Below are 18,418 nucleotides of genomic sequence, written 5' to 3'. Positions count from 1 at the left end.
TTCTAGGCTTTCAGCGGGAGAGGGAGACGGGCGGAAATGATCGGCCCCGGCGCTGCGGCATTGCTGGCAATCGGCCTGGTGCTGGCGCTGTTCAGCATCGCCGCGATCGTCGAACGGCGCGGCGCAAGACCTGCGCGTACCGGCATGCGCAACCTCGCTTATGCGCTGGCGCTCGGGGTCTATTGTTCAAGCTGGACCTTTTACGGCGCCGTCGGCAGCGTGGTGCGCGACGGCTGGAATTACCTGCCGATCTATGCGGCGCCGATCCTGGCACTGCTGCTCGCGCCGCGATTTTTCCGCCGGCTGGGGGAGGCGGTGGCCAGCGAACAGGCGACCAACGTGTCCGACTTCATCGCCGCGCGCTTTGCCAATGATCCGGTGGTCGCACGGCTGGTGACAGTGATCGCGCTGCTGGGCTCGATACCCTATGTCGCGCTCCAGCTGCGCTCGATCGGCATTGCGCTCAGCGCGGCTTCGGGCATCGGCATGGTCCAGCCGGTGATGATCGCCGCCGCGCTGCTGCTGGCGGTGTTCGCAATTTCCTTCGGCGCGCGGCGATTCGAACTTTCGGGCCGGAGCGAGGGCCTCGTCTATGCCATCGGCGTCGATTCGCTGGTGAAGATTGCCGCGCTGTGCGTAGTGACGCTGTTTGCCGGCTGGGTGCTGCTCGCCCAGGGCCGTGCCGTGGCCATGGCGGGCTTCACACGCTTTGGTGCATTGTTCGGCGGCGAGCATCTCTCGATCGACACGATCACGATCGGTCTGATTTCCGCGCTCGCAGTGATCGGCCTGCCGCGGCAATTCTATATGGGTATGGTCGAGGCCCAACGGCCGCAGGATTTCGTCCGCGCCCGTTTTGCGCTTGCCGGCTATATCGCACTGATGGCGCTGCTGGTGCTGCCGATCGCGCTGGCAGGGATCACCGTCCTCCCGGCAGGCATGGCGCCGGACCTCTATGTGCTCGCCCTGCCCGCCGCCGGCGGCGCATCTCTGGTCCTGGCCTGCGCGCTGCTGGGCGGCGTGAGTGCGGCAGCATCGATGGCTGTGGTAGAGACCACGGCACTCGCCACCATGGTGTCGAACGACCTGATCTTTCCCAGCGTCATCCGGCGGGGACTGCCGAGCGGCGCAGGCTCGATCGGGCGGCGGATGCTGTTCGTGCGCCGGGCGTCGATCGGCACGATCATGTTCGCGGCGCTGGCATGGGGCCTCGCCATTTCGGCGCGCAACTCGCTGGCATCAATCGGGCTGATCGCCTTTGCCGCCACGGCACAATATACGCCGCACCTGATCCTGGCCGCCTATGGCCGCGACCATGACCCGCTGGCCGCGCGCGCAAGCCTCGCTACCGGACTGCTGCTATGGCTCTACACGCTGGCGCTGCCGCCGGTGCTGCCCGACCGCTGGCTGGCGGCGCTGGCGGCCACGCCGCTGGACCCCATCCACCTGCTGGGTCTGCAGGGCATGTCGCCGCTGGTGCATGGCGTGGTGTGGAGCCTGGGCGCCAATCTGCTGGTCCATGCGGCACTCGCAGCCCGCAAACTGTCGCCGCCCGCCCTGCCCCGCTTCCTTCGCGAGCAGCGCCCTGTCACCAATATCGGCGAACTCACCCGGCTGACGGCAAGCTTTGTGGGAGAGGAGCGCGCCGCCAGCGAGCTTGGCGATTTGGCCGCCGACCAGCCTGTTACCCGCGCGGCGGCTCGCAAGGCGCAGGAACTGATCGCCCGCGTGATCGGCGCCGCTTCGGCCCGGACACTGGTCGCCTCCGCGCTGGCCGGCGGCACGATGCGGCTGGATCAGGTAACGCAGCTGCTCGACGAAGGCGGACAGAGCCTGCGCTTCTCGCGCCCGCTGCTCGCTGCGACCTTCGAGAATATGGACGCAGGCGTCAGCGTGGTCGATTCGGAACTTACCCTCGTCGCCTGGAATAGCCGCTATCTTGAATTGTTCGATTATCCCGAGGGGCTGGTCCGCATCGGCACGCCCGTTGCCGACCTGATCCGCCACAATGCGCAGCGCGGCGATTTCGGGCCGGGCAGTATCGACTTCCATGTCGAGAAGCGGCTCGAACATCTGCGGCGCGGTCTGGAGCACAGCTTCGAACGCAAGCGATCCGACGGACGCGTCATCAAGACCGTCGGCGGACCGATGCCCGGCGGCGGCTATGTGATGAGCTTCACCGACGTCACCAGCGAGGCCCGCGCCCGCGAGGCGCTGCGCGAGACGCTGGAAGCGCTGGAAGATCGCGTCGCGGAACGCACCCATGAACTGTCGGAGGCCAATCGCAGGCTGGCAGCAGCCGACCGGGAGAAAACCCGCTTCCTCGCCGCCGCCAGCCACGACCTGCTCCAGCCGCTCCACGCCGCCCGACTGTTCGCGGCGGCGCTGGAGCGCGACATCGCGCCGACGATGCGACCGATCCTGTCGCGGCTCGACGGATCGATCCGGGGCGCCGAGGATCTGCTGCGCGCGCTGCTCGACATCAGCAGGATCGATGCGGGCGGGGTGCAGCCGGTGCCGGAGACGATCCGGCTTGCGCCGTTCCTGATCGATATCGCAGAGGGGCTGCGGCCCATGGCCGAGGCGAAAGGCCTGGCGCTGCGCATCGGCCCGCTGCCCGGCGCGGTAGAGAGCGACCCGGGACTGGTCCGTTCAGTGGTGCAGAACCTGCTGGTCAATGCGATCCGCTATACCCGCAAGGGCGGCGTGCTGATCGGGGTACGGCGACACGGGCGGGAATGGCGGATCGATGTGGTCGACACCGGCGTCGGTATCGCCGAAGAGCAGATCGGCAGCATCTTCGGCGAATTCACTCGGCTCGGCACGGTCGATGTCGAGGGCCAAGGGCTGGGGCTGGCACTGGTCGATCGCATCGCCCGGCTGATCGACGGAACAGTGGAAGTGCGGTCGGTGCCCGGCCGGGGCAGCCGTTTCAGCCTGCGCCTCGCGATGCACAGCCCGCCCGCACCCTCCACCACAGCCGCCGAGCACGACCTGCCCGCGAACGGGGGATCGCTGCGGCTGCTGGTGGTCGATGACGACCCGCGGATCGTCGAGGCCAGCGTCGCGCTGCTCCACCAGTTGGGGCATATTCCCGTTGCCGCGCAGGACAGCCGAACCGCGCTGGCGGCGCCGGGCCCATTTGATGCCGTAATCGCCGACCTGCGGCTGGGTGACGAATGCCTCGACGGCTTCGACCTGATTGCCGCGCTGCGCGAAACCTGGCCCGCCCTGCCCGCGGCGCTTGTTACCGCCGAAACCGGCGCCGCGCTCGCCGCCCGTGCGGCGGCCGAAGGCATCACGCTCTACGCGAAACCGATCGATCCGGAAGCGCTGCGACGCTTCCTCGATACGGTGTCAGTGGCGCAGGTCGAGCCCTAGCGAACGCGCAACCAGCGCCGCCTGGGTACGGTTGCTGACGTCGAGCTTGCGCATGATAACCGTCATATGCGCCTTCACCGTCGTTTCGGCGATGCCCAGCTGGTGCGCGATCTGCTTGTTGAGCTGGCCGTCGAGCACGGCGAGCAGCACCTTCAGCTCGGTAGGCGTCAGCTTTGCGACCGTCTCGCGCACCGGCGCCAGCTCGGCATCGGCGAGCGCCACCGGTACGGGACGCGCACTGCCGCTCAGCGCGCGGCCGATCGCAGTTTCGATCGCGCCCAGATCGCTGTCCTTGCGCAGGAAACCGATCGCCCCGAAGGCCCGCGCTTCCTCGGCAGCGGCAGCCCCTTCCGCACTCGATACCACCAGGATCGGCACGGCGGGACATTCGGCATGGAGCAATGCGATACCCGAATAGCCGACGGCCCCAGGCATCTTCAGGTCGAGCAGGATAAGCGCCAGCGGCTCACCCGACGCCTTCACCTCTTCAACTGCCCGCGCGGCGGCCGCGAGCGTGCCCGCCTCCACCACCCGCGCCTCCGGTCGCACCCGACTGACCGCCAGACCCAGCGCCTGGCGGAACAGCGGATGATCGTCGGCGATCAGGATGGCGCCGGGCAAATCCCTCTCCGGTTCATGCCTCCGCGAGTTGCGGACGGTTGGCGATCAGATTGTCGACAACCGACGGGTCCGCCAAGGTAGAGATATCCCCTAGATTCGACACTTCATTTTCCGCGATCTTGCGCAGGATGCGGCGCATGATCTTGCCCGACCGGGTCTTGGGCAGGCCGGGCGCGAACTGGATCACGTCCGGTGTGGCGATCGGGCCGATCTCGTGCCGCACCCATTGCACCAGCGCGCGGCGCAGCGCGTCGTCAGGTTCGATCTCGGCATTGGTGGTAACATAGGCGTAGATGCCCTGCCCCTTGATCGCATGCGGCATCCCAACCACGGCCGCCTCGGCCACGGCTTCATGCGCGACGAGTGCGCTTTCGATTTCGGCCGTACCCATGCGGTGACCCGAGACATTGATCACGTCGTCGATCCGGCCGGTGATCCAGTAATAGCCGTCCGCGTCGCGGCGGCAGCCGTCGCCGGTGAAATATTTGCCGGCGAAGGTGGTGAAATAGGTCTGGAAGAACCGCTCCGGATCGCCCCACACGCCCCGCATCTGGCCGGGCCAGCTATCGGCGACGACCAGGCAACCCTCGCCCGCCCCTTCGATGACATTGCCGTCATTATCGACCAGCTGGGGCCGCACGCCGAACATCGGCTTGCTCGCGGAGCCGGGCTTCAGGTCCGTCGCGCCGGGCAGCGGCGTGATCATCGCCGCGCCGGTTTCGGTTTGCCACCAGGTGTCGACGATCGGGCAACGACCCTCGCCCACGACGCGGTGATACCATTCCCAGGCCTCGGGATTGATCGGCTCGCCGACCGAGCCGAGCAGTTTGAGCGAGGAACGGCTGGTCTTCTGCACCCAGCTATCGCCCTCGCGCATCAGCGCCCGTAGTGCGGTGGGGGCGCCGTAGAAAATCTCGACTCCGAATTTGTCGACAACCTGCCAGAAGCGCGACGGATCGGGCCAGTTCGGCACGCCTTCGAACATCACCGTGGTCGCGCCGTTGATCAGCGGTCCATAGACGACATAGCTGTGGCCCGTGACCCAGCCGATGTCCGCCGCGCACCAGAATATCTGCCCCGGGCGATAATCGAAGATGTACTGGTGCGTCATCGATGCCCAGACGGCGTAGCCACCGGTGGTGTGGAGCACGCCCTTGGGCTTGCCGGTGGAGCCCGACGTATAGAGAATGAACAAGGGGTCTTCGGCATTCATTGCCGCAGGCGGGCACTCGACCGGCTGCGCGGCGACACCGTCGTGCCAGTCGACATCACGACCGGCCTGCATCGGCACCCCGGCGCCGGTACGCTTCAGCACGATGACGCTGTCGACCTCCGGACAGTGCGTCAGCGCTTCGTCGACATTGGCCTTGAGCGGCACGCGCCGGCCGCCGCGCAGCCCCTCGTCCGCCGTCACCACGACCCGCGATCCGCAATCGAGGATGCGACCGGCCAGCGCATCGGGCGAGAAGCCGGCGAATACCACCGAATGAATCGCACCGATCCGCGCGCAGGCGAGCATCGCCACCGCCGCCTCCGGCACCATCGGCAGATAGAGCGTGACCCGGTCACCGCGATGGACGCCGCGCGACGCCAGCAGATTGGCGAAACGGCAGACATCCTCGTGCAACTGGCGGTAGCTGATCCGGCGCTCCCGCTCGGCGGGGTCGTCGCTTTCCCACAGGATCGCGATGGTGTCGCCGCGCGCGGCCAGATGCCGGTCGAGGCAGTTGGCCGCGATATTGAGCGCGCCATCCTCGAACCAGCGTATGCCGAAGTCCTCCTCATGGAAGCTGGTGCGCTTCACCCGGGCGAAGGGCTGCATCCAGTCGAGCCGCTGCGCTTCCTGCCGCCAGAAGGCTTCCGGCTCGTCGAGCGACTGCTGATACAGCGCCTGGTAGCGATCGGCATCGATCAAGGCATTCTTGGCCCAGGCTTCGGGCACCGGATGGACGAGTTCTGACATTGGGCTCTCCTCTCCTCACGGGCAGGGCCAACGCGCCCCCGCATTTCAATTCCGCCCAGTCTAGGACGCACCACACCGCTTCGGACCCCCGACCAAGGTCGAGGAGGGGCGACCATGGTCCCGCTGGGCGGCACCCGGCAGGCAGGCGCACACTCGCCCGCAGAAGAACGCACAGTGGGAGAGGATGATGGCTAGGTCGAAAGCCGTAACCCGACAGAGGATGATTGCCGCATTGCTGGGCGCAACGGCGCTGGTCGCACCCGCCGCGGCACAAGCGCAGTCCGCGCACCACGCCCGGCAAAGCGAACGCGAAGCGGCGCTCGAAGCACGGCTCGCCAGGCTGGAAGCGGAACTGACGGAAATGCGCTCGGCGCTGCAGGCAAGTCGGGCGCAGCAAAATGCCGACGCGGCCGCCGCTGCCCAGCGCAGCGCCGAAATCGCCGAAGCAGCCAAGGCAAGCGCCGCCGCCGCGACCGCAAAAAGCGATGCTACCGCCGCCAAGGTCGCCGCGCTCGAAGCCAAACCGGTGCCGGAGGGCATGCGCAGCGGCAATACCACGATCAAGCTGGGTGGCTTCGTGAAGCTCGTGGCGTCGAACAGCCGCTTTGCCGACGGCACCGTCGCCACCAACTCACTGGGCCGCGACTTTTACCTAGCGCAGACGATCCCGGTGGGCGGCAAGGCGACCACCGATACCGATTTCAGCGCCAAGCAAACGCGGCTTTGGCTCAACCTGGCCTCGACCGTCGCCGGCCACCAGGTGAAGGGCTATGTCGAGACCGACTTTCAGGTCGATGCCAATGCCGCCCCGGCGATTACCGGTGGCGGATCGCAGCGTACGACCAACGGCTACACGCTGGCGTTGCGCCGGGCCTGGCTGCAGGTCGATCGCGTGCTGATCGGCCAGGAATGGACCAACTTCCAATATGTCGCGGCGCTGCCCGAAAGCACCGACTATGTCGGCGGTGTCGAAGGCACGGTCTTCAGCCGCCAGCCGCAGATCCGCTATACGGCGCCGCTGTCCAAGGCGGCAACGCTCAGCGTCTCGGTCGAAAACCCCGAAAGCGCCACGGTCACGCTCGGCACCGCGACGATGGTTGAAAACGGCACCGACCATCTGCCCGACGCGGCCGCGCGGCTCACCTATGCCGGTACTTTCGGCGAATTGTCGCTCGCCGGGCTGGTCCGCCAGATCCGCGTCGATGCGGCGGGCAGCGGCCTCACCCAAGGCGGCTATGGGCTGTCGGGCGCCGGCAAGCTGTGGCTCAACGGCGCGAAGACCGCCGACTTGCGCTTGATGCTCACCTATGGGCGCGACATCAGCCGCTATGTCGGGCTCAATTTCGCGCCCGATGCGGTCTATGTCCCGACCCGCGGCGTGCTGGAACATGTCAATGTGCTGGCGGCCATGGCGGCAGTGCGGGTTCCGCTGGCCGAACAATGGCGCGTCAACCTGATGGGCGCGTATCAGAAGGCCGACTATGCAAGCGCGCTGCCGCTTGCCAGTATCGCAGCGTATAACAAGCGTGCCTTCAGCGTGGGTGCGAACCTGTTCTACTCGCCGGTCAAGAATGTCGATGTCGGCATCGAATACCGCCATGGCGAGCGCGAGCTGGTCTCGGGCGCAAAGGGCCAGCTGGATCGCGTAGAGTTCGCCGCAAAATACGGGTTCTGAGCGGCGCCGGAAACAAGCGCGGGCGATCACACAGAACAGCCGCCCGCCCAACGGGAGAGAGTGCGATGGCAACCACCTATGACGATGCCCTGCCACGGCATCATGAGGCGACGCGCAGCGAGAAGCTGGTGATTACCGCCAGTTCGCTGGGCACGGTATTCGAATGGTATGACTTCTACCTGTACGGCCTGCTGACGACGATCATCGCCGCGCAGTTCCTGACCGGGCTGAACCCGACGACTTCGTTCATCATGGCGCTGCTGGTATTCGCGGCCGGCTTCATCGTGCGGCCGTTCGGCGCGCTGGTGTTCGGGCGCATCGGCGACATGGTCGGGCGGCGCTACACCTTCATCATCACCCTGCTGGTGATGGGCCTTTCGACCTTCCTGGTCGGCTGCCTGCCTACCTACAAGACGGCCGGCGTCGCCGCCCCGATCATGCTGGTGGTGCTGCGCATGTTCCAGGGGCTGGCGCTGGGCGGCGAATATGGTGGTGCTGCCACCTATGTCGCCGAACACGCACCGGAGGGGAAGCGCGGCTTCTACACGAGCTGGATCCAGATCACCGCCACTGCCGGGCTGGCGATGGCGCTGCTGATCGTCATCACCGTCCGCTCGCCCGTGACCGGCGTGGGCGAGGAAGCATTCAAGGCATGGGGCTGGCGCGTCCCCTATCTGCTTTCCGGCATCTTCCTGGCCGTTGGTCTGTGGCTGCGCCTGAAGCTCCACGAATCCCCGGTGTTCAAAAAGATGAAGGCGGAAGGCACGGCATCCAAGGCGCCGCTGACCGAAGCGTTCGGCAAATGGGGCAATCTGAAGATCGTGCTGATCGCCTTTTTCGGCGCGATCGCGGGTCAGGCGGTGATCTGGTACACTGGCCAGCTCTATGCGCTGTTCTTCCTCGAGAAGATGCTGAAGGTCGACGGCCTCACCGCCAATACCCTTGCCATCACGGCGCTGCTGCTCGCCACGCCGTTCTTCCTGTTTTTCGGCTGGCTGTCGGACAAGATCGGCCGCAAGCCGATCATCCTGACCGGCTGCGCACTGGCGGCGCTGACGCTGTTCCCGGTGTTCCACGCCCTGACCAACGCCGCCAATCCTGCGCTGGCCCGGGCGCTGGCATCGGCCCCCGTCACCGTCACCGCCTATAAAGGCGAATGCTCGTCGCAGTTCGACCCTGTGGGCCAGAACAAGTTCGACACGACCAGCTGCGACATCGTCAAGAATGCGCTCGCCAAGGCGGGTATCAATTACGAGAATGTCGCTGCGGCGCCGGGCACACTGGCCACCATCACCATCGGCGGCAAGCGCTTCACCGCGCCCGATCCGCGGCAGGTGACCGGCGACGCCCGCAAAAAGGCCATCGCCGCCTTCACCGCCCAGGTGATCGGCGCACCGGCCGTGCCCGCCAAGGGCAGCGAGCCCGCCAAGCCCGCGGTCACCGGTGAGCTGGCCAAGGTGGGCTATCCGACCAAGGCCGATCCCGCCGCGATGAACAAGCCGCTGGTGGTGGCGCTGCTCTTCTACCTCGTGCTGCTGGTGACCATGGTATATGGCCCGATCGCAGCGATGCTGGTCGAGCTGTTCCCCAGCCGCATCCGCTACACCTCGATGTCGCTGCCCTACCATATCGGCAATGGCTGGCTGGGCGGATTGCTGCCGGCAATCGGCTTCGCGATGGTCGCAGCGAACGGCAATATCTACTACGGCTTCTGGTACCCCGTAGTGGTTGCAATGGCGACGCTGGTGTTCGGGCTGCTCTTCCTGCCGGAGACCTTCCGGCGCGATGTCGACGCCTGATACCGAACGATGCGGCAAGGCCGGCGCAAGCCGGCCTTGTTGCGTTCAGGCGACATCGGCCGTTTCCGGCCCGAAGGCGCGCATGAAGATGTCCACGATATAGTCGGCTTCACTGTCGATATCGGCGTCGCTGAACGCACAGCCGAGCACCGCGCGCTGGTGCACGTCGCTCGCGCATAGGCTGCAGAGTACAAAAGACGCGCGGAGTGGATCGGTACGCCGTAGCTGCCCCTTGTCCATCGCGTCCGCCAAAAGCTCGGCCACCAGCTCGCGAGTGCGCAGCGGACCGCGGCGATAGAAGATCTTGCCCAGTTCGGGCGACCATGCCGCCTCGCTGGCGATCACCCGGTGTAGCTGTACCACCTCCAGCGACGTCACTTTCCGGATCAGGCTGCGGGCAAACGCCGTGAGCGTGCCGCGCAGATCGTCCGATGGTCGCAGCAACGCCGTTAGCTGCTCGCGATAGCTCTTGGTCGCCTCTTCGATCGTGGCAGTGAACAGGTCTTCCTTGGATGAAAAATAACTCCAAAGCGTACCTTTCGAACCGCCCAGTTCGGCCGCAATCGCCGACATCGACACGGCCGCATAGCCATGTTCCATGAAATGCCGTTTCGCGATGCAGAGGATCGCTGCACGGCGATCCTGCTTGCGTGCCTCGCGCTTGCTGACGACCGGGGTCACAACGCTCTCCATAACCATACTATAGGGTACGATTTTGTGTTGACAAGGTTGGGCCGCGTCCCCATCTGGAACCTGTACCCATTAGTACGGTTTTTGCCCCGATGACGATTCGCACGCTGCATGCCTCCCTGTTGCTCGCCTCCGTCGCGGCTGCGGCACTGTCCGCTTGCGCGCCGGTGCCCAATCTGGGCGCGCGCCCGGAAATGCGCACGGCAGACAGCTTTGCCGCCAGCCGCTCGCTGGCCAGCGACGCAGCGCAGGCGCAATGGCCGGCCGACAATTGGTGGACCGCCTATGGCGACACCCAGCTGACCGCACTGATCGAAGAGGGCCTGCGCGGCACGCCGGATCTGGACGTCGCCGCAGCGCGACTGCGTTCCGCCGAGGCCTATGCCGTTCAGGCGGGCGCTGCACGCTTGCCGCGCCTCGACGCCAGCGCGTCGGTGGCCGAAACCAAGATCAATGCCGGTCAGGCGCTGCCTTCGGGCGTGCTGCCTTCGGGCTGGCAGGATGTCGGGTTCGGCACGGCCAATTTCAGCTTCGACTTCGACCTGTGGGGCAAGAACCGCGCTTCGCTGCGCGCCGCGCTTTCGGACGCAGATGCTGCGCGGCTGGAACTGGCGCAGGCACGGCTGGCCCTCTCCACCAATATCGCCGCCGCCTATGCCGATCTGGTCCGCCTTTCCGCCGACGGCAAGGTGCAGGAACGGGCGCTGCAGGTCCGGCTGGAGACGCAGAAGCTCGTTGCCGACCGCTATGCCAACGGGCTCGAAACGCGCGCGGAAGTGAAGCAGGCGGACGCAGCCGTGCCTGCTGCCCGCGCCGACCTCGCCGCTACCGACGAACAGATCGGCCTGACCCGCAACCGCATCGCCGCACTGCTCGGCCAGGGCCCGGACCGGGGACTCGATATCGCGCTGCCCACCACCCCGGCTGAAGCCCGCGCGCTGCCCGCCGACGTGACCACCGATCTGATCGGTCGCCGCCCCGACATCGCCGCCGCGCGTGCCCGGGTTGAAGCCGCCGCCAGTCGGATCAAGGTCGCGCGCGCCGCCTTTTATCCCTCGCTGAAGCTGAGCGCACTGATCGGCTATGGCGGCCCGGGCCTCGACAACCTTGTCAACGGCAACGGAGCCTCGGTGCTACAGGGTGGCCCGGCGATCAGCCTGCCGATCTTCCATGGTGGCGAATTGCGCGGCCAATATGCCGGCGCCCGTGCGACCTATGACGAAGCCGTCGCCAGTTACGACAACAGCGTCACGCAGGCGTTCCATGACGTCGCCGATGCCGTGACCAGCCAGAAGGCGCTCGCCACGCGGCTTGCCGAAAGCCGCCAGGCGCTTGCCGATTCCGAACAGGCTTATTCCATCGCCAGGCAACGCTATGAAGGCGGCCTGTCGCGTTTCCTGGATGTTCTGACCGCCGAGGAGAGGGTGTTGCAGAGCCGCCAGACCGTTGCCGAACTGGAAGCGCGCGCGTTTGCGCTCGACGTCCAGCTCGTCCGCGCGCTCGGCGGAGGCTTTTCCACCAACCATGCGGCTGCGGCCGCTTCCGAGGTCTCGACCCATGGCTGATGCCGAACCCGCTATCCACGCCGCCCGCAACGATGCCACCCGCCGCACGGAGGCCCCTGCCCCTTCCGCCAGCGAGCCTGTGGCTGAGAGCGGCCGCGCGTCGCTCCGCAAGCGGCTGATGCTTGGCATCGGCGGTGCAGTGGTGCTCGCCGCCGGCGGCTTCGGCGGCTGGTACGTGCTCGTCGGCAGCCATTATGTCAGCACCGACAATGCCTATGTCGGCGCCGACACCGCCAGCATCACCCCGCTGGTCGCCGCGCCGGTCATCAGCGTCGCGGTTTCCGATACGCAGATGGTGCACAAGGGCGACGTGCTCGTCCAGCTTGACGACAGCGATGCGCGCATTGCGCTGGCCCAGGCTGAGGCGGAGCTGGCCCGCGCCAGCCGCCAATTCGGCCAGAGCAGCGCCACCAGTTCCGCTCTCGCCGCGCAAGTGCAGGCGCGCGAAGCCGACATCATCCGTGCGAAGGCGCAGGTTGCCGCCGCGCAGGCCGATTACGACAAGGCGCGTATCGACTTGCAGCGGCGCCAGCGCCTTGCCCCGAACGGTGCGGTGTCGGGCGAAGAGCTGACATCCGCCACGAACGCGTTCGAATCCGCGCGCGCCAATCTGGAACTCGCCCGCGCCGGGCTGGCGCAGGCAGGCTCGACCCGCAGCGCCGCCACCGGCCAGTATGAAGCGAACGAAGCGCTGGTCCGCGGCGTGAACGCCACGACCGCGCCGGAAGTGCTCGCCGCCCGTGCCAAAGTGGAGCAGGCCAAGCTCGACCTGTCGCGCACCGTGATCCGCGCGCCAATCGACGGGGTCATCACCCGCCGTAATGTGCAGGTGGGCCAGCGCGTCGCGCCGGGCGCGCAACTGATGCTGATCGTGCCGATCGGCCAGCTCTATGTCGATGCCAACTTCAAGGAAGGCCAGCTGACCCGGGTGGAGCCCGGCCAGCCGGTCGAGCTGACCTCCGACCTCTATGGCGGCGGCGTCAAGTTCCATGGCCGCGTCGTCGGCTTTTCGGGCGGTACCGGATCGTCCTTCGCCCTGATCCCGGCGCAGAACGCGACCGGCAACTGGATCAAGGTGGTCCAGCGCCTGCCGGTGCGCGTCGCGCTCGACCCGAAAGAACTGCAGGCGCACCCGCTGCGCGTCGGCCTGTCGATGGACGCCGAGATCGATACCTCGGCCAAGTAAGGAACCCGGTCCCATGAACGGGCAAATGCAGCGCGGCGGCTTCCTCGAGGGGCCGTCACTGATCCTTGCCGGGCTGGTTCTGGCGCTGACCAACTTCATGGTCGTGCTGGATACCACCATCGCCAATGTCTCGGTGCCGCATATCGCAGGCAGCCTGGGCATTTCGGCGAGCCAGGGCACCTGGATCATCACTTCCTATGCCGTTGCCGAGGCGGTGTGCGTGCCACTGACCGGCTGGCTGGCCGCGCGGTTCGGCACCGTGCGTACCTTCATCTTCGGGATGATCGGGTTCGGCGTGTTTTCGATGCTTTGCGGCATGTCGACCTCGCTGGCGATGCTGGTCGTGTGCCGGATCGGTCAGGGGCTGTGTGGCGGGCCGCTTATGCCGCTGACCCAGACGCTGCTGCTGCGCATCTTCAAGCCCAGCCAGCACGCCCAGGCGATGGGCTTGTGGGCGATGACGACGGTGGTCGCGCCGATCCTGGGGCCGATCCTGGGCGGCACGATCAGCGACAACTGGTCGTGGCACTGGATCTTCTTCATCAACATCCCGATTGCGGCGATCTGCGCGATAGGCGGCGTCCGCCTGCTGCTGCGTGCCGAGACCGACACCGCGAAGTTGCCGATCGACCAATATGGTCTGGCGCTGATGATCCTGTGGATCGGTGCGCTGCAGATCATGCTTGATCTCGGCCGCGAGCATGACTGGTTCAACAGCAACATGATCGTGTCGCTGGGCGTTATCGCGGTGATCGGCTTTGCAGTCTTCCTCGCCTGGGAAGGAACCGAACGCGAGCCAATCGTCGATCTGCGGGTGTTTCGCCATCGCGGCTTCACCGTATCGGTGATCTCTCTTTCCTTCGCCTTTGCGACCTTCTTCGCCTCGGCAGTGATCATCCCGCAATGGCTGCAGTCAAGCCTAGGCTACACCGCCACCGATGCCGGCTATGCGACGGCGATGTCGGGCGTGGCGGCGGTGGTGATGTCGCCGATCGTCGCGCGCCTTTCGACCAAGATGGACCCCCGCCTGCTGGTTTCCTTCGGCATCCTTTGGTTGGGATTTTCTTCGCTCCTGCGCGTCTATTGGACCAGCGGCGCCGGTTTCTGGACCTTCGCCTTTCCGCAGTTCCTCCAGGGCTTCGGCATGCCGTTCTTCTTTATCCCGCTTACCACGCTGGCGCTGGGTGCGGTGGAGCCGGCCGAAACTGCTTCGGCCGCGGGGGTGATGAGCTTCCTGCGGACGATGGCCGGCGCGATCGGCACGTCGATCTCGACCAGCATGTGGGACGACAGTTCGCGGGTCGCGCGCAGCGAGATCGTTTCGCGGCTGAACACCGACCCGACGCTGCGCGCGCTGACCGCCAATGGCATGTCGGTCGATCAGGTGCGCAATCTGGTCGCGATGCAGGTCGACCGCGAGGCACTGACGCTGGCAACGACGCACATCTTCCTGTTGTCGGCGATCATCTTCGTGTTTGCCGCAGGGATCATCTGGTTCACCCCGCGCCCGACCCGTGAGGTCGATACCAGCGCGGCGCACTGACGGGTCATTTTTCCCCGGAACAGGGGCGCCAGAGCTGAAGCTGGCGCTCCTCGTCCCAGAAGGTCATCTCCGGCAAGTCGGTCGCGCAATAGTGCGCCCGGTGCGCGGCGAACCAGCGCGCCGGCGCACTATTGCGAAACAGCGGCCACACCGGCGTCACGAACCAGGCACCGCCGCGCGCGCGCGCATCGAGCTGCGACCAGACGACATCGGGCCAGGTCGGCGTGGCGGGATTGAGCCAGAGGAGCACCGGCGCCTGCGCACCCAGCGACGCGGCGACGCCGGGGCCGGTACCCGACAGGTCGACCAGCAGCGCACCCTTCGCCTGCCCTTCGGCTTCACGGACGAAATCCGCCGTTTCCGGATCGACGAGAATGCGCGTGCCAGTTATCGGATGCCGCACCGGGGTCTGCTGGGCAAAGATCGACGCGGGCAGGCTATAGGGGGCGCTGGCCGCGAGCAGCATCAGCGCACCGGGCGCAAGCACGCAAAACAGATGCACCGCACCGCTGCGCCACCGAACAGGATCGCGCGCCGCCAGCAGGAACAGCGCCAGCAACGGGAAGACCATGCTGAAATCGAGCTGCGCCCATTGATTGTTGAACGTCCCCAGCGCCACCGCCGACGGCATAGCCAGCAGCAGGAGCAGCATCAGTCGATCCCGAAGCGCTGCCGGGCGCGTCACCAGCGCATAGCCGCAGGCGACCAGGACGAGCGCGAGGCCGATAAATTCGGGGATGTTCGCATCCAGCACATCCGGCAGGCCGCTGGCGAGATGCCACGCCGCCGCCGCCATCGCGATTCCGCCGAGCCAGCCGGACCAGCGATGCCGCCACAGCACCAGCCCGGCGAGGCACGCGATCGCCGCGACGCTGAGCGCCGGCGGCACCGCCAGCCAATCGAGGGCGATCTTCACCGGCAAGCGCAGCGGGGTGTTCGGGAGAGCCAGTATGTGCTGACTTTTCGCCATCCGTGCGATCAAGCCGGGCATCTGCCAGGGCGGCAGGAAACACGCGATCAGCCCTGCGCCCAGAAGTAGCGCTAGCAGCAGCGTCCAGCGTTTGTTGCGGTCGCGGGTCCAGCACCACGCCGCCAATGCCAGGATCAGCAGGGCCGAAAGCGCGAACAGCGGCGGCTTGGCGAAGAGCGCGAGACATAGCCCGGCTGCCAGCGAAAGACACGCTGCCGCCAGCACCTTCGCGCGCGGCGAGGAGAGTGCAGCCACGCCGGCGACCAGCAGCATGCCCCCGACATTCGCAGCGGAATTATAGCTGGGAGTGATGATCCAGGGGAAATAGATGGTCAGGCCGGCGGCCGCGCCGAAGAACATGAACCGCAGTCGCGCACGGGTGTCGGGGGCAAGCGCTGCCCCCATCACGGCGCCCGCGACCGCCGTGACGGCAAAGCCCGCCAGCCGGTAATAGTGCAGATCGCCCTGCACCAGCCGGAACAGCGGATGCAGCAAATACCCGAACGGCTGATACAGCAGCGAATAAGCGTTCGGGTCACGCGCCCAGACGAGGTAAAAAATCTCGTCGGTCAGATCGATTCCCCGGCCGGCGCCATAAACGAGCAGGCCGCCGCACGTCACCAATGCCAGCATCGTGGCCACGAGCAGCAGCGCAGCAACGACGGCGCTACGCCGCCGCCCGGGTTCCGCGCCGGTTCCGGCAGATGAAGCAGAAGCAGGCAACTGCATTGACGTCTATCTCCCCGCCCTGCCCCTTATCGGCATTGTCGGGCGCAAAGAAGCCTGTGCATGATGGGCGGGGGAACAATCAGGCTGGACCTTCGATCACAATCGGATACTAAATACCAAATGCGCCACCCGGGCGCGGGCGGGAGCATCCATGTCGAACAGCCGCAGTCGCTTTCATCTGTCGCCCGCGCTGATGGGACTGACCAATCTCAGCTTCGGCAGCTATGGTGCGCTCTGCCTGATGACGATGCCGCAGCTGCTCGCGGCCAAGGGCATGCCTCAGGGCGCGATTTCTTCGATCACGGCGATTGCGCTGATCCCCACTTTTGCCGGATTTCTGGTCGCACCCATTCTCGACGTGCGCTTCGACCGGCGCAGCTATGCGATCGTCTTTGCGGTATTGAGCGCACTGTTCGCGCTGGCGGCGCTGCACAGCCTCGATCACCCCCGGCTGCTCGCAGCACTGCTGTTCGCCGGCTATCTCTGTTCCAACCTCTATTATAACGCCATTGGCGGATGGCTGAGCCTGGTCGTGCCCGCCGGGCAGGAAGGGCGGCTCGCCGCGGGCTTCACGATCGGCAATGTCGCCGGCTTCGGCCTGAGCGCGATCCTGTTCATCAGCTTCCTGCGCGGCCTGCCGGAACCTGCTGGGCCGATTGCCTGCGCGTTACTGATACTGCTGCCGCTCGCGCTGTTTCCGTTCGTCCCGGCCTCCAGCGGCGAGAAGCGGGGGGCTCGCGAGAGTTTCGCCACGCTGGGGCGCGATCTGGCTGCGCTGGTGCGCAAGCCCGTGGTGTTGCGCACGCTGTTCCTCTTCTGCCTGCCGGCTTCCTCCTTCGCGCTGACCAACACGCTGGGCGGCCTGGGCGCACGTTTCGGCGCCACCGAAGCCTTTGTCGCCACGGTGGCGGGCATCGGCGTGACCGGCGCGGGGATTGTCGGCTCTCTGTGCGTCCCGCGGCTCGTACGGCAAATCGAGCCCCTCTATCTCTATCTCGCGATCGGCACGACCGGCGCGCTCTTCACGCTGTCGCTGATCGGCATGCCGCGCACGCCGGCCATCTTCACGCTCGCCCTGATCGGCCAGAACATCTTCCAGGCAGCGGCCTTCGCGGTCGAGGCGACGATCGTGTTCCGCAGCATCGGCAACGACAATCCCCTAGCGGCAACGCAATTTGCCTTTCTGCAGGCCGCCACCTGCCTGCCGATCACCTATATGCAGGCAGTAGACGGTCAGGCCTTCGATCATGGCGGACTCCAGACGATGCTGGCAACCGATGCCGGTGCATCGCTCGCGGCTTGCGCTGTACTGCTGCCGCTAGCGATGCTGTGGCGTGCCCGGGCCCGCATTTCCCAACCGACGGCATTTTCCGCATGATCCGCAGTACCAAGGAACGACCCGCATGACCGCCACGCCGCACCGGATCCGCATTGCGCTACCCGATGGGCATAACGTCATCGGCTATAGCGCCGGCGAGGGACCGGAAACGGTGATGCTCGCCAATGGCGGGCCGGGCTTGCCCAGCCTCTATCTGCGCGCCCCACATATGCGGCTGGTCGAGGCGGGCTATCGCGTCGTCACCTGGGACCAGCTCGGCTGCGGCGATTCCGACAGACCCGAGGACACCAGCCTCTGGACACTCGAACGCTATGTTGCCGAGGCAGATGCCGTGCGCGAAGCCTTCGGCCTGGAGAAAGTCCATTTCCTCGGCCATAGCTGGGGCACCTGGCTCGGCACCGAATATGCGCTCACGCATCCCGAACGCATCGCCAGCCTGATCCTCGCTGATGGCGCGTGCGACATTCCCCACCTTGTCGAGGAGCTGAAGCGCCTGAAGCTAGGCCTGGGCTACGAGACGGTGACGATGATGGCCGCCCATGAAGCCGCCGGCACCATGGATCATCCCGAATATCAGGCGGCGATCACGATCCTCAACTATCGCCATGTCTGCCGGCTGAAGCAGTGGCCGGAAACGCTGAGCCGCGCTCTGGAGGACTGGAACATGGGCCCCTACCACACCATGCAGGGGCCGAACGAATTCACCTTCACCGGCAACATGACCAACTGGAACCGGGTGCCCGACATGCACCGCATCAGCGCACCCGCACTGGTGCTGACCGGGGCGCATGACGAATTGACCCCGGCCTGTTCGGAAAAGATGTTCCGCGCCCTGCCCGACGCGCGCATCCATGTATTCCCGAACAGTTCGCACATGCCCTTCTACGAAGAGCCCGATGCCTATTTCGCGGTACTGACCGGCTTTCTCGACCACGTTACCGGGCGCGTTTGACAGCG

Annotated in this window: 12 protein-coding genes; 8 read left to right on the top strand and 4 right to left on the bottom strand. The window is 66.3% G+C overall.

What is annotated here, in order from left to right; translation table 11 throughout:
* Positions 1–36: 36 nt before the first annotated feature.
* Positions 37–3,381, top strand: coding sequence for a hybrid sensor histidine kinase/response regulator (locus ACT53M_RS01215; RefSeq protein WP_476230913.1), 3,345 nt, complete (start codon positions 37–39; stop codon positions 3,379–3,381).
* Here ACT53M_RS01215 and ACT53M_RS01210 read toward each other — a convergent pair.
* Both ACT53M_RS01210 and acs read right to left on the bottom strand, forming a co-directional pair.
* On the bottom strand, positions 3,358–4,002 hold the full coding sequence (locus tag ACT53M_RS01210; RefSeq protein ID WP_476230911.1) for a LuxR C-terminal-related transcriptional regulator: 645 nt from the start codon (positions 4,000–4,002) through the stop codon (positions 3,358–3,360). The two genes, ACT53M_RS01215 and ACT53M_RS01210, sit on opposite strands and share 24 nt — an antisense overlap.
* A 13-nt stretch (positions 4,003–4,015) precedes the next feature.
* On the bottom strand, positions 4,016–5,965 hold the full coding sequence (gene acs / locus ACT53M_RS01205) for an acetate--CoA ligase (protein ID WP_476230909.1): 1,950 nt from the start codon (positions 5,963–5,965) through the stop codon (positions 4,016–4,018).
* Between the two features lie 220 nt (positions 5,966–6,185).
* Here acs and ACT53M_RS01200 point away from each other — a divergent pair, with 220 nt between their 5' ends.
* Together ACT53M_RS01200 and ACT53M_RS01195 are read left to right on the top strand one after the other, a co-directional pair.
* Positions 6,186–7,640 carry a DcaP family trimeric outer membrane transporter gene (locus ACT53M_RS01200; protein WP_476230908.1) on the top strand — a complete coding sequence of 485 codons (1,455 nt, stop codon included), beginning with the start codon at positions 6,186–6,188 and terminating at the stop codon, positions 7,638–7,640.
* 65 nt (positions 7,641–7,705) lie between these two features.
* Positions 7,706–9,439: an MFS transporter gene (locus ACT53M_RS01195; RefSeq protein WP_476230907.1), complete on the top strand. Its 1,734-nt coding sequence runs from the start codon at positions 7,706–7,708 to the stop codon at positions 9,437–9,439.
* 45 nt (positions 9,440–9,484) lie between these two features.
* Here the strand turns inward: ACT53M_RS01195 and ACT53M_RS01190 are convergent, their stop codons facing one another.
* Complete coding sequence (locus ACT53M_RS01190) at positions 9,485–10,120, bottom strand: TetR/AcrR family transcriptional regulator (protein WP_476230906.1); 636 nt, start codon at positions 10,118–10,120, stop codon at positions 9,485–9,487.
* A gap of 101 nt (positions 10,121–10,221) precedes the next feature.
* Here ACT53M_RS01190 and ACT53M_RS01185 point away from each other — a divergent pair, with 101 nt between their 5' ends.
* From ACT53M_RS01185 to ACT53M_RS01175, 3 genes are read left to right on the top strand one after another with little or no spacing between them, the layout of a single operon-like run.
* On the top strand, positions 10,222–11,694 hold the full coding sequence (locus ACT53M_RS01185) for an efflux transporter outer membrane subunit (protein ID WP_476230905.1): 1,473 nt from the start codon (positions 10,222–10,224) through the stop codon (positions 11,692–11,694).
* Complete coding sequence (locus ACT53M_RS01180) at positions 11,687–12,880, top strand: EmrA/EmrK family multidrug efflux transporter periplasmic adaptor subunit (protein ID WP_476230904.1); 1,194 nt, start codon at positions 11,687–11,689, stop codon at positions 12,878–12,880. The genes ACT53M_RS01185 and ACT53M_RS01180 overlap by 8 nt, the downstream gene beginning before the upstream one ends.
* 13 nt (positions 12,881–12,893) lie before the next feature.
* Complete coding sequence (locus ACT53M_RS01175; protein ID WP_476230902.1) at positions 12,894–14,423, top strand: DHA2 family efflux MFS transporter permease subunit; 1,530 nt, start codon at positions 12,894–12,896, stop codon at positions 14,421–14,423.
* Between the two features lie 4 nt (positions 14,424–14,427).
* On the opposite strand, the gene ACT53M_RS01170 is transcribed toward ACT53M_RS01175, so the two are convergent.
* Positions 14,428–16,122, bottom strand: a complete 1,695-nt coding sequence (locus tag ACT53M_RS01170) for a hypothetical protein (protein WP_476230901.1) — start codon at positions 16,120–16,122, stop codon at positions 14,428–14,430.
* 151 nt (positions 16,123–16,273) lie between these two features.
* Between ACT53M_RS01170 and ACT53M_RS01165 the strand changes: the two genes are divergently transcribed.
* On the top strand, positions 16,274–17,500 hold the full coding sequence (locus tag ACT53M_RS01165; RefSeq protein WP_476230899.1) for an MFS transporter: 1,227 nt from the start codon (positions 16,274–16,276) through the stop codon (positions 17,498–17,500).
* Positions 17,501–17,525: 25 nt separating this feature from the next.
* On the top strand, positions 17,526–18,413 hold the full coding sequence (locus tag ACT53M_RS01160; protein WP_476230897.1) for a proline iminopeptidase-family hydrolase: 888 nt from the start codon (positions 17,526–17,528) through the stop codon (positions 18,411–18,413).
* The last annotated feature ends 5 nt before the right edge of the window (positions 18,414–18,418 follow it).

It is taken from the genome of Sphingomonas sp. DMC6 (genome assembly GCF_056314225.1).
This window is presented reverse-complemented; position numbering and strand designations above follow the sequence as displayed.

What these genes read in the sequence shown, in the direction of transcription:
- ACT53M_RS01215 (WP_476230913.1), top strand. Translation starts at nt 37, where the DNA reads ATGATCGGCCCCGGCGCTGCGGCATTGCTGGCAATCGGCCTGGTGCTG.
- acs (WP_476230909.1), bottom strand. Translation starts at nt 5,965, where the DNA reads ATGTCAGAACTCGTCCATCCGGTGCCCGAAGCCTGGGCCAAGAATGCC.
- ACT53M_RS01200 (WP_476230908.1), top strand. Translation starts at nt 6,186, where the DNA reads ATGATTGCCGCATTGCTGGGCGCAACGGCGCTGGTCGCACCCGCCGCG.
- ACT53M_RS01195 (WP_476230907.1), top strand. Translation starts at nt 7,706, where the DNA reads ATGGCAACCACCTATGACGATGCCCTGCCACGGCATCATGAGGCGACG.
- ACT53M_RS01185 (WP_476230905.1), top strand. Translation starts at nt 10,222, where the DNA reads ATGACGATTCGCACGCTGCATGCCTCCCTGTTGCTCGCCTCCGTCGCG.
- ACT53M_RS01180 (WP_476230904.1), top strand. Translation starts at nt 11,687, where the DNA reads ATGGCTGATGCCGAACCCGCTATCCACGCCGCCCGCAACGATGCCACC.
- ACT53M_RS01175 (WP_476230902.1), top strand. Translation starts at nt 12,894, where the DNA reads ATGAACGGGCAAATGCAGCGCGGCGGCTTCCTCGAGGGGCCGTCACTG.
- ACT53M_RS01170 (WP_476230901.1), bottom strand. Translation starts at nt 16,122, where the DNA reads ATGCAGTTGCCTGCTTCTGCTTCATCTGCCGGAACCGGCGCGGAACCC.
- ACT53M_RS01165 (WP_476230899.1), top strand. Translation starts at nt 16,274, where the DNA reads ATGTCGAACAGCCGCAGTCGCTTTCATCTGTCGCCCGCGCTGATGGGA.
- ACT53M_RS01160 (WP_476230897.1), top strand. Translation starts at nt 17,526, where the DNA reads ATGACCGCCACGCCGCACCGGATCCGCATTGCGCTACCCGATGGGCAT.